11 protein-coding genes are annotated in these 11,852 nt (G+C 74.1%); 3 read left to right on the top strand and 8 right to left on the bottom strand.

Features of this window, described 5'->3' with window-relative positions; all coding sequences use genetic code 11:
* Positions 1–3: 3 nt before the first annotated feature.
* The 5 genes from ACA514_RS15860 to ACA514_RS15840 form a co-directional block, all read right to left on the bottom strand.
* Positions 4–744, bottom strand: coding sequence for a cytochrome c biogenesis CcdA family protein (locus ACA514_RS15860; protein WP_375041885.1), 741 nt, complete (start codon positions 742–744; stop codon positions 4–6).
* Between the two features lie 10 nt (positions 745–754).
* A complete protein-coding gene (locus ACA514_RS15855; RefSeq protein WP_375041884.1) occupies positions 755–1,345 on the bottom strand; it encodes a TlpA family protein disulfide reductase in 591 nt (196 codons plus the stop codon).
* Between the two features lie 49 nt (positions 1,346–1,394).
* Positions 1,395–2,033: a histidine phosphatase family protein gene (locus ACA514_RS15850; RefSeq protein ID WP_375041883.1), complete on the bottom strand. Its 639-nt coding sequence runs from the start codon at positions 2,031–2,033 to the stop codon at positions 1,395–1,397.
* Positions 2,034–2,104: 71 nt separating this feature from the next.
* Complete coding sequence (locus tag ACA514_RS15845) at positions 2,105–3,880, bottom strand: serine/threonine-protein kinase (protein ID WP_375041882.1); 1,776 nt, start codon at positions 3,878–3,880, stop codon at positions 2,105–2,107.
* 80 nt (positions 3,881–3,960) lie between these two features.
* A complete protein-coding gene (locus tag ACA514_RS15840) occupies positions 3,961–4,875 on the bottom strand; it encodes a LysR substrate-binding domain-containing protein (RefSeq protein WP_375041881.1) in 915 nt (304 codons plus the stop codon).
* Between the two features lie 72 nt (positions 4,876–4,947).
* Here ACA514_RS15840 and ACA514_RS15835 point away from each other — a divergent pair, with 72 nt between their 5' ends.
* Together ACA514_RS15835 and ACA514_RS15830 are read left to right on the top strand one after the other, a co-directional pair.
* Positions 4,948–5,880, top strand: a complete 933-nt coding sequence (locus tag ACA514_RS15835; RefSeq protein WP_375041880.1) for an EamA family transporter — start codon at positions 4,948–4,950, stop codon at positions 5,878–5,880.
* 5 nt (positions 5,881–5,885) lie between these two features.
* Positions 5,886–6,758 (top strand): 4-hydroxy-tetrahydrodipicolinate synthase family protein, encoded by an 873-nt coding sequence (locus ACA514_RS15830; RefSeq protein WP_375041879.1) that lies wholly within the window; start codon positions 5,886–5,888, stop codon positions 6,756–6,758.
* A 72-nt stretch (positions 6,759–6,830) separates the two neighbouring features.
* On the opposite strand, the gene hemL is transcribed toward ACA514_RS15830, so the two are convergent.
* Positions 6,831–8,123 carry a glutamate-1-semialdehyde 2,1-aminomutase gene (gene hemL, locus ACA514_RS15825; protein WP_375041878.1) on the bottom strand — a complete coding sequence of 431 codons (1,293 nt, stop codon included), beginning with the start codon at positions 8,121–8,123 and terminating at the stop codon, positions 6,831–6,833.
* Positions 8,124–8,259: 136 nt separating this feature from the next.
* On the opposite strand from hemL, the gene ACA514_RS15820 reads away from it, so the two are divergent.
* Entirely contained in the window at positions 8,260–9,960 is a 1,701-nt protein-coding gene (locus ACA514_RS15820; protein ID WP_375041877.1) for a serine/threonine-protein kinase, read from the top strand.
* Positions 9,961–10,017: 57 nt separating this feature from the next.
* Here ACA514_RS15820 and ACA514_RS15815 read toward each other — a convergent pair whose 3' ends face one another.
* Both ACA514_RS15815 and hemB read right to left on the bottom strand, forming a co-directional pair.
* Positions 10,018–10,656 carry a bifunctional DNA primase/polymerase gene (locus tag ACA514_RS15815; RefSeq protein WP_375041876.1) on the bottom strand — a complete coding sequence of 213 codons (639 nt, stop codon included), beginning with the start codon at positions 10,654–10,656 and terminating at the stop codon, positions 10,018–10,020.
* A 171-nt stretch (positions 10,657–10,827) separates the two neighbouring features.
* Entirely contained in the window at positions 10,828–11,811 is a 984-nt protein-coding gene (gene hemB, locus ACA514_RS15810) for a porphobilinogen synthase (protein WP_375041875.1), read from the bottom strand.
* Positions 11,812–11,852 lie beyond the last annotated feature (41 nt).

The raw sequence follows: 11,852 nt of genomic DNA, 5'->3' as shown, positions 1-11,852 counted from the left end.
GCATCAGAGAACCGGCTCGAAGCCGCTGATCCACGACTTCAGCTCGATGTTCAGGTCGCCCCACAGGCCGCTCACCAGCAGCACCCCGATGAGGACGAGCATCCCCCCGCCGATCCGCATGACGAGGGGGTAGTGGCGCTTCACCGCCCCGAACGCGCCGAGCGCGCGGCGGTAGGCGACCGCCGTCACCACGAACGGCACGCCGAGGCCGGCGCAGTACGCCAGCGACAGCAGCGCGCCGCGGGTGGCGCTGGCCTCGCTGATCGCCAGCGACTGGACGGCGCCGAGCGTCGGCCCGATGCACGGTGTCCAGCCGAGCGCGAACAGGGCGCCGAGCAGCGGCGCCCCGGCGAGGCCCGCCGACGGCAGCCGGCCCGACTTCATCGTCCGCTGCAACCCCGGGACCAGGCCCATGAACGCCAGCCCGAAGACGATCGTGACGGCGCCGAGCACCCGGGTGATCTGGTCCTGGTACTCCAGCAGCCACCGGCCGAGCCCGCCGAAGGCCACGCCGTAGCTGACGAACACCAGGGTGAAGCCGGCGACGAACAGCAGCACGCCGGACAGCAGCCGGCCGCGGCGCTGCTCGGCGAGGTCCGCGCCCGTCATGCCCGTCACGTACGACAGGTAGCCGGGGACGAGCGGCAGCACGCACGGCGACAGGAACGAGACGAGCCCGGCCAGCGCCGCCAGCGGCGCCGCCGCCGCCAGCGACCCGCTCGTCACCGTCTCGTCAACGTTCACCGCGCCGCGCTCATTTTTCCGCGAGCACCTTCGCGACCAGCGAGTTCAGCTTGGAGTAGGTGGTCGCGCCGATGACCCGCGCGGCGATCCTGCCCTGCCGGTCCAGGACGAGGGTGCTGGGGATCGCGCTCGGCGGCACCTCGCGGAAAGCGAGCGTGACCTGGCCGTCCCCGTCGAACACGCTCGGGTAGGTGACCTTGAACTTGCGCTCGAACGCCTTGGCGTTGTCCTTGGAGTCCTTGAAGTTGACGCCGAGGAACTCCACGCCCTTGGCCTTGTTCGCGGTGTAGATCTGCTCCAGCGACGGCGCCTCGCCGCGGCAGGGCGCGCACCACGACGCCCAGAAGTTGACGACCGCGACCTTGCCCTTGAGCGAGTCGAGCTTGAACGACCGCCCGTCGAGCGTCTGCCCGGTGACCTCTTGCAGGCTCTTGCGCTGCCCCGGCTGGTACTCGGTGACGTTGCCGTCGCCCGAGATGAAGCGGTTGTCGTTGCCGTCCGGGCCGCTCTTGGCCGAACCGGTTCCCGCGCAGCCGGCCAGCAGCCCGCAGAGCGCGACGGCAGCGGCGGCGGCGCGCGCGTGGGGGATTCGGGGGCTCAACGGGACCCTCCTACTACTACAGGACGTAGTACTCAACTTAGCGGTGCCGTCAGGCACCCGCGACACTGGGGCCCTTCGCGATCCCGCCGGCGGGCTCCTGGTAGCCGACCTCCACGAGCCGGCTGCCCTCGAACGTGAGGCTGGTCACGCTGGCCAGCCCGCACTCCCGCCGGTTCGGGTGGTGCCAGAGCCGGCGGTGCTCGGCGTGCAGCCGCAGGATCCAGATCGGCAGCTGGTGGCTGACGCACACCGCCTCGTGGCCGCGCGCCGCCTCCCGCGCCCGGACCACCGCCGCGCGCATCCGCGCCGCCATCTGCCGGTACGGCTCGCCCCACGACGGCCGGAACGGGTTCACCAGGTAGCGCCAGTGCTCGGGCCGGCGCAGCGAACCGGGCCCCACCCCGAAGGTCAGCCCCTCGAAGTGGTTCTCGGCCTCGATCAGCCGATCGTCCACCGTCACGGGCAGGTCGAACGAGTCGGCCAGCGGCGCGGCGGTCTCCAGGGCCCGCTGCATCGGCGAGGAGAACAGCGCGGTGACGTCCCGGTCGGCGAACCACTTCGCGGCGGCCTTGGCCATGAGGACGCCGTCCTCGCTGAGCCTGTAGCCGGGCAGCCGGCCGTACAGGACGCCTTCGGGATTGTGCACCTCACCGTGCCGCAGCAGGTGAACGATCGTCGTGTCACTCATCGCTCGTTAGGCTACCTAGACGGGCCGCCTACATCGGCCGCGGCCCATCGCCCCGATCCGCCCACGCTGCTTCAGCGCCCGGCCACGGACCGGACGTAGGCGGTGATGCGCGCGGCGACCCGGTCGAGGTCGGCTTTCGTGATCTTCGTGCCGTTCGTCGCCTGGACGAACCAGTAGGTGAGCGCGGCGTCGCACATGTCGGCCCGCGCGGCGGGCGCCAGGCAGGTGACGGGCGAGGGCAGCCCGTTGGACCCCATCGTGACGAGGGTCACCATCACGTACGGCGACGGTGGCGGCGGCTCGGTCGGCTGCTCGGTCGCCAGCGCCAGGCGGAGCGCCGGCGCCCCCGTCGGGACGTCCTGCCGGTCGTGGACGGCGGACGTGCAGGGGCCGAAGTTCCGCTTCGCCTTCGCGGCCTCCGGGGAGTCCGGGAAGTACATGCAGACCTGGTCGGCGATGTTGCCGACGGATCCCTGCCAGTTCTGCGTTATCCGGAGCGTCTTCGAGTCGCCGATCGTGGTGTAGCCGGCGTTCGCGCCCATCGATCCGGAGCATCCCGTCGCGGCCGGGCCGATCAGGCGGCGGCCCTGGCCGAGGCTGTAGACGGCCGCGTCCTTCGGCAGCTTGACCTGCTCGGGGAGGCGGACCTGCGCGGGGCCGGGCGACGGCGTGGTCTTGTTGCCGAGCGCGTCGGTGGTGGGGCAGTCCCGGACGGACGCGACGGTGGCGACGGGCCGGGTGATCGTGGGGCGCGGCGCCGGGTCGTCGCCGGTGAACTGCTGGACGGCGATGGCGCCGGCGCCGACGACCACGGCCGTTCCGGCGGCGGCCGTGGCGATGCCGCCCGCGCTCCCGAAGAACGCCTTGATCGCGCTCGTCCCGGCGACCTTTCCTGCGGCGTGGCCCGCGGCTTGGCCGGCCCCGTGCGCCGCGGCGGATCCGGCCGCGGATCCGGCCGCGGTGCCGGCGGCGCCCGGCATCAGCAAGGCGGCGAGCGGGAACAGGGCGGCGAGCGCGGCGGCGGACGCGGCGAGCGCCCGGATCCCGTGCGACTCCCAGTCCGGCCCGTACGCCTCGCGGGCGGTCCGCTCCAGGTCGTCGACGAACGCGGCGGCGCTCGGCGGGCGGTCGGCGGGGTCCTTCGCCATGCCCCGCGCGGCGAGGGCGCGCAGCGGCTCCGGGACGGCGTCGACCGGCACGGCGCCGGTGAGGTGGGCCCGCATCAGCTCGGCGCGGTTCCCGGTGAACGGCCGCCGCCCGGTGACGCACTCGACGAACACGCAGGTCGCGGAGTACACGTCGGACGCGGGCGTGGCGGTGTGCCGGTCCCACTGCTCGGGCGCCATGTAGTACGGGGTTCCGGCGCCGCCGGCCTCCTGACCGGCCGGGGCCGCGATGCCGAAGTCGACCAGCCGGCTGCGCCCGTCCGCCGGGACGACGACGTTCGCGGGCTTGTAGTCGCGGTGCACGACGCCGAGGGCGTGGGCGGCGGCGAGGCCCAGCAGCGAGCCCTTCAGCACCGACAGCGCCGCCTCGGGGCCGAGCGCGCCGTGCCGGGCGAGGAGCTCCTTGAGGGAGACGCCGTCGACGGCCTCCATGATGATCGCGGCGCCGTCGGGGCCCTCGACGAGGTGGAAGAGGCGGGCGACGTGCGGGCTTTCGGCCCGCCCCAGCATCCGGGCCTCGTGGCGGAGCCGCTCCCGCTCGTCCTCGCGCGCGGACGCGTTGAGGTACTTGATCGCGACGGGGGTGCCGGACGGCTCGTGGCGGGCGAGCACGACGCGTCCCTGCGCGCCCGCGCCCAGCTCCCGCACCTCGGCGTATCCCTCGACCCGCCACCCGCTCATCGCGACCTCCTACCAAGATCGCGAAGAAGGTACCGAATCGGGCGCGGCGCGGCGAACCGTCCCGGATGAAGGTGAGAGCGTCAGGCGGCCCGCTGCGCGGACTCGGGGACGCCGGCGCGCAGCGCGGTCACGGCGGCGCGGATCGCCGGGCGGCGCGCGGCCTCCTCCCGCCAGACCGCGTACACGCGGCGGGTCAGCGGCTCGGCGAGCGGGACGACCGCGACGTCCGGCGGCACGTCGCAGCGGCCGAGGCGGGGCAGGATCGCGTTGCCGAGCCCGCCGGCGACGAGCGCGAGCTGCGTCGCGAACTCGTAGGCCATGTGCTCGATGCGGGGCTCGCTGTCGACGGCGCGCAGGGTGCGCAGGAGCCAGTCGCAGCAGATGCTGTCGGGCACGGAGCTGATCCACGGGTCGCCGGCCAGCTCCTTCAGGTCGACGCTGCCGCGGCCGGCCAGCGGGTGCTCGGCGGGCAGCGCGACGTCGGCGACGTCCTCGCAGATGGCGCCCTTGTGCAGGCCCTCGGGCAGCGGCAGCGGCTCGTTGCTCCAGTCCTGCACGACGGCCATGTCGAGGTCGCCGCGCAGCACCAGCGGCATGCTGTGCAGCGGGTCCTCCTCGCGGACCAGGACGCGCAGGTCGGGGTGCTCGGCGCGCAGCAGCCGCAGCGCCTGCGGCATCAGCCCGCGGACGGCGGTGGGGAACGCGGCGAGCGTCAGCTGCCCGACGACCGAGCCGCGGTGCGCCTCCAGGTCGGCCTGGGCCTGCTCGACCAGGGAGAGGATCCTCTCCGCGTGCCCGACGAGCAGCTCGGCGGCGTCGGTGAGCCGGACGCCGCGGCCGTTGCGCTCGAGCAGCTTCTGGCCGGTCTCCCGCTCCAGCTTGGCGAGCTGCTGGGAGACGGCGGACGTGGTGACGTGCAGGACGTCGGCGGCGGCGCTGACCGAGCCGTAGGTGGCGACGGAGTGCAGGGCCCGCAGCCGTTCGAGATCGAGCATGTAGCAATTCTAAAGCGAGAAGTCGACAGATTCTAGCTTGTCCTAAAATAAGCGGCGGGCGACGATCGGGGCATGAGACCGCGCCACATCCTGCTGGCCACCCTGATCGCCGCGCTCTGGGGATTCAACTTCGTGCCGATCAAGGTGGCGCTGGAGGACTTCCCGCCGCTGCTGCTCGCCGCGCTGCGGTTCACCGCCGCCGCGCTGCCCGCGGTCTTCCTCGTCCGCCGCCCGCCGGTCGCGGTCCGCTGGCTGTGGCTGGTCGGCATTCCGCTGGGCGTCGGGCAGTTCGCGCTGCTGTTCATCGGCATGCGGCTGGGGATGCCCGCGGGGCTGTCGTCGGTGGTGCTCCAGGTCCAGGCGATCTTCACCGCGCTGTTCGCCGGGGTGCTGCTGCGCGAGCGGCTCGGCGCCCGGCAGATCGCCGGGATGGCCGTCGCGTTCGCGGGGGTCGCGCTGCTCGGCGTCGCCCGTGGAGAGGGCGGGAGCCCGGTCGGCGCGTTCCTGCTGTGCGTCGGCGGGGCGGCGAGCTGGGGGCTGGCGAACGTCGCGATGCGGCGGATGAACCAGACCGCGGCCGAGCCCGTCGACGCGTTCGGGTTCATGGTGTGGATGTCGCTCGTCCCGCCCGTCCCGCTGTTCGCCCTCTCGCTGATCTTCGAGGGGCCGGGGGCGGTGCCGGACGCGGCGCACCACCTGTCCGTCGCCGGGGTGGGCTCGCTGGCGTACATCGCCTACGTGTCGACGCTCGTCGGATTCGGCGTGTGGGGCTGGCTGATGCGCCGCTACGAGGCCGGCACGGTCGCCATGTACTCGCTGCTCGTCCCGCCGTTCGGCCTGCTGTCGGCCGCGCTGGTGCTCGGCGAGCACGTCGACGGGACGCGCCTCGCCGGGGCCGCGCTCATCATCTGCGGGGTCGCGGCGGGCAGCGTGCGGCTGCGGTCCCGCGCGTCCCGCATGCCCGTCCAGGTGGCTCCTCCGGCGGAGCCCGTCCAGACGAGGTGACACCCATGCACGGAATCAGCGCGGCCCTGGTGACCCCGTTCACCCGCTCCGGCGACGTGGACGCCAAGTCCCTCGAACGGCTCGCCGCCCACTGCCTCGGCCACGGCGCCGCCGGTCTCGTCGCGCTCGGCACCACCGGCGAGGCCGCGCTGCTGACCGCCGAGGAGCGGCGGACGGTCCTGGAGGTGTGCCGCGCCGTCTCGATCGAGCACGGGACGCCGCTGATCGTCGGCGCCGGGACGATGGGCACCGCGGACACGATCCGGGAGGCCCGCGAGCGGGCGCCGCTCGCCGACGCGCTGCTCGTCGTCGTCCCGTACTACCTGCGGCCGTCCGACGACGGCGTCATCGACCACTTCGCGGCGGTCGGCGCCGCCGTGGACGTCCCGCTGATCGCCTACAACGTCCCGTACCGGACGGGGAAGGCGCTGTCCGGGGAGACGCTCGTCCGGCTCCTCGGGCTCGACTGCGTCGCGGGGATCAAGCACTGCGCTGGCGCCATCGACCAGGACACCCTGGAGATGCTGGCGGCGGAGCCGGGCAAGGCGGTCCTGTGCGGCGACGACGCCTACATCTACCCGATGCTGCAGCTCGGCGCGTCCGGTGGCGTCGCCGCGTCCGCGTGCCTGGCGCCGAAGCCCTACGCGGCGATGGCGGAAGCGGTCCGTCACGGGAACGCCGCGCGCGGGCTGGCGCTGCACAACGCGCTCTTCCCGCTGGCGCGGGCGCTGTTCGGCGAGCCGTCCCCGTCCGTGCTGAAGGCGTGCCTGGCCGACATCGGCTTGATCGACGACCCCGCGGTCCGCGCACCCCTGCACGCGCCCCGACCCGAGTCGGTCGCCGAAGCCATGCGCGCCTTCCGCGCCCTGACTCTCTGAACAGGGTCGCTTGCGGCGAGTCGTCGTTATGGGGCCCACCGTAACGACGGCTCGCCGCAGTTCACCGAAGGGTCAGGACGCCTGGGCGGCGGCGCGTGCGGCGTGCGGGAGGACGTCCAGGATCCGGCCGATCGCCTCGTCGTCGTGGGCGGCCGACAGGAACCAGACCTCGTACGCCGACGCCGGAAGGTAGACGCCGCGGTCGAGCGCGGCGTGGAAGAACGCCCCGTACGCCTTGACGTTCTGCCGCTGCGCGGCGGCGAAGTCGCCGACCGCCCCGTCAGTGAAGAAGATCGAGAACAGGTTGCCGGCGTTCTGCAGCGAGTGCGGGACGCCCTCCTTCGCCAGCGCCTCCGACGCGGCCCGCGACACGATCCCGGCGGCCCGGTCGATCGCCGCGTACACCTCGCCGGTCGCGCCGCGCAGCGTCGCCAGCCCGGCGGCCGTCGCGAGCGGGTTCCCCGACAGGGTGCCCGCCTGGTAGACGGGCCCGGCGGGCGCGAGCCGGTCCATGATCTCGGCGCGGCCGCCGAACGCGGCGGCGGGCAGCCCGCCGCCCATCACCTTGCCGAACGTCACCAGGTCGGCGGCGACGCCCTCGATCCCGAACCAGCCGGACCGCGACGCCCGGAACCCGGTGAGCACCTCGTCCAGCACGAGGAGCGCCCCGTAGCGCTCGCACAGCCGCTTCAGCAGCGCGTTGAAGCCGTTCAGCGGCGGCACGACGCCCATGTTGCACGGCACCGCCTCGGCGATCACACAGGCGATCTCGTGGCCGTGCTCGTCGAAGGCCAGTTCCACGGCCGCGACGTCGTTGTAGGGCAGCACGATCGTGTCCGCGGTCGTCGCGCCGGTCACGCCGGGGGTGTCGGGCAGCGCGAACGTCGCCACGCCCGACCCGGCCGCCGCCAGCAGCGAGTCGACGTGCCCGTGGTAGCAGCCCGCGAACTTCACGATCTTCGGGCGGGAGGTGAAGCCGCGCGCCAGCCGGATCGCCGACATCGTCGCCTCGGTCCCCGAGTTGACCAGCCGGACCTTCTCCACCGGCGCCCGCGCCACGATCTCCTCGGCCAGCTCGACCTCGCCGGGTGTCGGCGCCCCGTAGGACGTGCCGCGCCCCGCCGCCTCGCGCACCGCCGCCACCACGTCCGGGTGGGCGTGCCCGAGGATCAGCGGGCCCCACGAGCACACCAGGTCGACGTACTCGTTGCCGTCCACGTCGGTCAGATAGGGGCCGCGCGCCGACGCGATGAAGCGGGGCGTCCCGCCGACCGCACCGAAGGCGCGGACCGGCGAGTTCACGCCGCCGGGGACGAGCCCCTCGGCACGCTCGAACAACTGCTGGGAGCGATCGGTTACAGTCACGTTTCCAGTCTCTCAGTTGCAGTTCGGCGACTGCGCTTGACCTCGCCGGGTACGGGCCGATATTCCACCAAGTACGACATCGGCGCCCGGTCGGGAGGCGCCCGTTATCTTCACCGGCGTCCGCCGTATCGGAGGGATGGCTTTCAACGTGGTTGACGGCTGGACGGTCCCGGGCTTCACCCATGAGCGGGAACTGGGCGACGGCGCCGCGGGCCGGGTGGTGCTGGCGGTCGACGACATGACCAGCACGAAGGTCGCGATCAAGTACCTCGCCGGCGGGCTGCGCGCCGACGAGGCCTTCATGGCGCGCTTCCGCGCGTCCGCGCGCACGCTGTCCCAGCTGGAGGACCCGAACGTCGCGGACTTCTACGACTTCGTGGAGGCCCCCGAGGGCGCCGCGGTCGTCATGCAGTACGTCGACGGCGTCGGGCTGCGCCGGGTGCTGGCCGCACAGGGCCCCACAGGGCCCCTGGCGGCCCTGTCGCTGCTCGGCGGGACTCTGCTCGGGCTGGCCGCCGCGCACGCCCTCGAGGTCGTGCACGGCGCCGTCCGCCCGTCCGCCGTCCTGGTGGACGCGGAGGGCAACGCCCGGCTCACGGACTTCGCGACGGCCCCGGCGGGCACCGAGGCGCAGCTCGCGCCCGCCTACGCCGCGCCGGAGCTGTGGGACGGGGCGCCCGCGACCGTCGCGACCGACCTGTACGCGGCCACCGCGATCTTCTTCGAGTGCCTCACCGGGCACCCGCCGTTCGCGGGGCGCAACATGGCGCGGCTGCACCGCGAGGCCCCGATCCCCGCCGAGGAGGTCCCCGGGCCGCTGCGGCAGCTGATCGACCAGGGCCTCGCCAAGGACCCGGACCAGCGCCCGAAGTCCGCCGCGGACTACCTCGGCGCAGTCGAGGACGCGGCCGTCTCGGCGTACGGGCCGTCCTGGGAGGCGCAGGGCCGGGGCCGGCTCACCGAGCTGGCGGCGCAGGCCGCGCTGCAGCCCGAGCCGCCGAAGCCCAAGGCGGCCCGCAGCAGCGGCCGCTACCAGGTCATCGCCACGGGCCAGCAGCCGGCGCGCGACTCCGGTTCTTCGCGGTGGATCGCCGGCGGCGTCGCCGCGGTGGTCGTCGCGGGCGCGGTCGCGGGCGGCGTCTTCTTCGTGAACTCCGGCGGCGACGACGGCCCGCCGCCGACCCCGTCGCCCGCGCAGAGCAGCACGCCCCAGCCGTCCCTGCCGCCCGGCGGCGTCGACCCGGCGCCGCTCGCCGCGCGCATCACCCAGGCGACGAACGAGGCGCCCGGCGCCCGGTTCAGCTACCGCCGGACGGGCTGCTGCGGCGCGCCCTCCGCGGCGCAGGGCGACTTCGGGCTGGTCAAGGGCGCCGAGCCCGCGTACGCCATGAAGATGTGGGGCACCGGCAAGACGCGCAAGCGGGTGCAGGCCGTGGTCGTCGGCGACCGGGTGTACGTGGCGGCGGGCAAGAAGTGGCGGCCCGCGCCGGCCGGAACCCGCGGCTACCCGGCGCTGGCCGAGCAGGTGCGGCGCGGCAGCTCGGTGTCGGCGGTGACGTCGCTGCTGGCGGCGGCCGGGCCGCTGAGCAGGTCGGGCGGGGTCTACAAGGGCGAGGCGCCGGTCGCCAAGCTCGCGCAGCGGCCCGGGTCGGGCGCGCTGTACGCGGAGATGGCGCGCGCCACCGGCGTCCAGCAGATCAGCTTCGCGCTCAAGCTGGACGGCTCCGACCGCCCGGTCAAGCTCTGGCTGCGGGCCGGGCCGGCGAAGGGCCGCAACCAGATCATCACGACGTCCTACTCCGGCTGGGGCCGCAAGGCGATCAAGGCCCCGCGCTGATCCGCCGCCGCCGGCCGCACGCGGCCGGCGGCGCGGCCGTGGCCGGCGGCGCGGCCGTCAGTCGCAGCTGTCGGCGAGGACTTCCAGGAGCCGCAGCGGGTCGGGCAGCGGCTGGCCCTGCGGCGGCCGCAGCCATCCGGTCTCCTTGCCGGACGCCGGCACCGACGGCGGGGCGACCACGTAGCTGTCGCGGCAGTGCCACCGCATCCCGGGCGTCTCGGCCACGGTCTCCGGCGAGGTGTCGAGGTTGCACGACCACCACTCGTCCTCGTCGGCGGGGGCGCCGCGCGTCGCGACGAAGAACAGGTGCCGCTCGTCCCCCAGGTTCGCGACGGGACCGACCGGCAGGCCCTCGCGGCCGATCCGGTCGAGCGCCGCGGCGCCCGCGGCGGCCGGGACGTCGAACACGTCGAACACCCGGCCGGTCGGCAGGATGATGTTGGCCTCCGGGCGCTCCGCCCACCAGCGCCGGATCCGGTCCGGGTCGACCGAGGCCTGGTGCGCCCACGCCGCCGACACCGGATGCGCCGCCGGGTCGGGACAGCCGATCCGGTCGCACGAGCAGGACCGGTCGCCGGCGGCGGGCGGATGCGCCCCCGGAAAGCAGGGCCAGCCCATCGCGGCGTACTCCTGGGCGGCCGAGGCCATCCGGTCGCGCGCCGCCCGTTGCCGCCTGTTCCCCGAGACCGCCAGCATCTCCGCCCCCCAATACCCAAGGTCGAACGTGGGTTCTTGATAGACGATGATGCCCGCGCCCCCGCACGTCAGACACGGCGCCCCCGCCAAAACGGCCCCAAGTGACTACGTCTCCATGATCACTGGAGCTTTTCCACCGCGCCGCGCCGCCGGGCGGCGGCGTCCCCCGGGTCAGCGGAGCTTCTTCGCCACCTCGGTGGCCCAGTAGGTGAGGGTGATGTCGGCGCCGGCGCGGCGGATCGACACCAGCGACTCCATGATGGTGCGGTCGCGGTCGATCCAGCCCTTCTCGGCGGCGGCCTCGATCATCGCGTACTCGCCGCTGACCTGGTAGGCGACCACCGGGACGTCCACGGCGTCGCGGACGCGGCGGACGATGTCGAGGTAGGCCCCCGCGGGCTTCACCATCACCATGTCGGCGCCCTCGTCGAGGTCGAGGAAGACCTCGCGGAGCGACTCGTCGGCGTTGGCCGGGTCCTGCTGATGGGTGGAGCGGTCGCCGAACTGGGGGGCGCACTCGGCGGCGTCGCGGAACGGGCCGTAGTAGGCCGAGGAGTACTTCACCGAGTACCCCATGATCGCGATGTCGGTGTAGCCGGCCTGGTCGAGGGCCTCGCGGATCACGCCGACCTGGCCGTCCATCATCCCGGACGGGCCGACCACCTGGGACCCGGCGGCGGCCTGCGCGACCGCGATGGACGCGTACCGCTCCAGCGTCGCGTCGTTGTCGATCTCGCCGCCGGCGGTGAGGATGCCGCAGTGCCCGTGGTCGGTGTACTCGTCCAGGCACAGGTCCGTCATGACCACGGTGGCGTCGCCGAGGTCGGACGCCAGGTCGCGCAGGGCCAGCTGGACGATGCCGGCGGGGTCGTCGGCGGCCGTGCCGGTGCCGTCCTTCACCGCGGGGATCCCGAACAGGATGATGCCGCCGACGCCGGCCTCGGCGGCCTCGTGCGCGGCCTTGCGCAGGCTGTCGCGGGTGTGCTGCACGACGCCCGGCATGGAGGCGACCGGCTGCGGCTCGGTGATGCCCTCCTTGACGAACATCGGCAGCACCAGGTCGGCGGGGGCGAGCCGGGTCTCGGCGACCATCCGGCGCAGCGCGGGCGTGCGCCGCAGCCGCCGCGGCCGCGCGACGGGGAACTGAGCAGACATGATCCTTCTTTCCCGGTGCCCGGCGCGCCGGGCACCGGTGG

This window comes from Actinomadura sp. NTSP31, from assembly GCF_041951385.1.
Classification (GTDB): domain Bacteria; phylum Actinomycetota; class Actinomycetes; order Streptosporangiales; family Streptosporangiaceae; genus Spirillospora; species Spirillospora napierensis.
The sequence above is the reverse complement of the archived record's forward strand: the minus strand, read 5'-3'. Positions and strand labels throughout refer to the sequence as shown.

Excerpts from the sequence above, each read along its gene's own strand:
- ACA514_RS15845 (WP_375041882.1), bottom strand. The coding sequence starts at position 3,880 with ATGAGCGGGTGGCGGGTCGAGGGATACGCCGAGGTGCGGGAGCTGGGC.
- ACA514_RS15820 (WP_375041877.1), top strand. The coding sequence starts at position 8,260 with ATGGCTTTCAACGTGGTTGACGGCTGGACGGTCCCGGGCTTCACCCAT.
- ACA514_RS15850 (WP_375041883.1), bottom strand. The coding sequence starts at position 2,033 with ATGAGTGACACGACGATCGTTCACCTGCTGCGGCACGGTGAGGTGCAC.
- ACA514_RS15835 (WP_375041880.1), top strand. The coding sequence starts at position 4,948 with ATGAGACCGCGCCACATCCTGCTGGCCACCCTGATCGCCGCGCTCTGG.
- hemB (WP_375041875.1), bottom strand. The coding sequence starts at position 11,811 with ATGTCTGCTCAGTTCCCCGTCGCGCGGCCGCGGCGGCTGCGGCGCACG.
- ACA514_RS15830 (WP_375041879.1), top strand. The coding sequence starts at position 5,886 with ATGCACGGAATCAGCGCGGCCCTGGTGACCCCGTTCACCCGCTCCGGC.
- ACA514_RS15840 (WP_375041881.1), bottom strand. The coding sequence starts at position 4,875 with ATGCTCGATCTCGAACGGCTGCGGGCCCTGCACTCCGTCGCCACCTAC.
- ACA514_RS15815 (WP_375041876.1), bottom strand. The coding sequence starts at position 10,656 with ATGCTGGCGGTCTCGGGGAACAGGCGGCAACGGGCGGCGCGCGACCGG.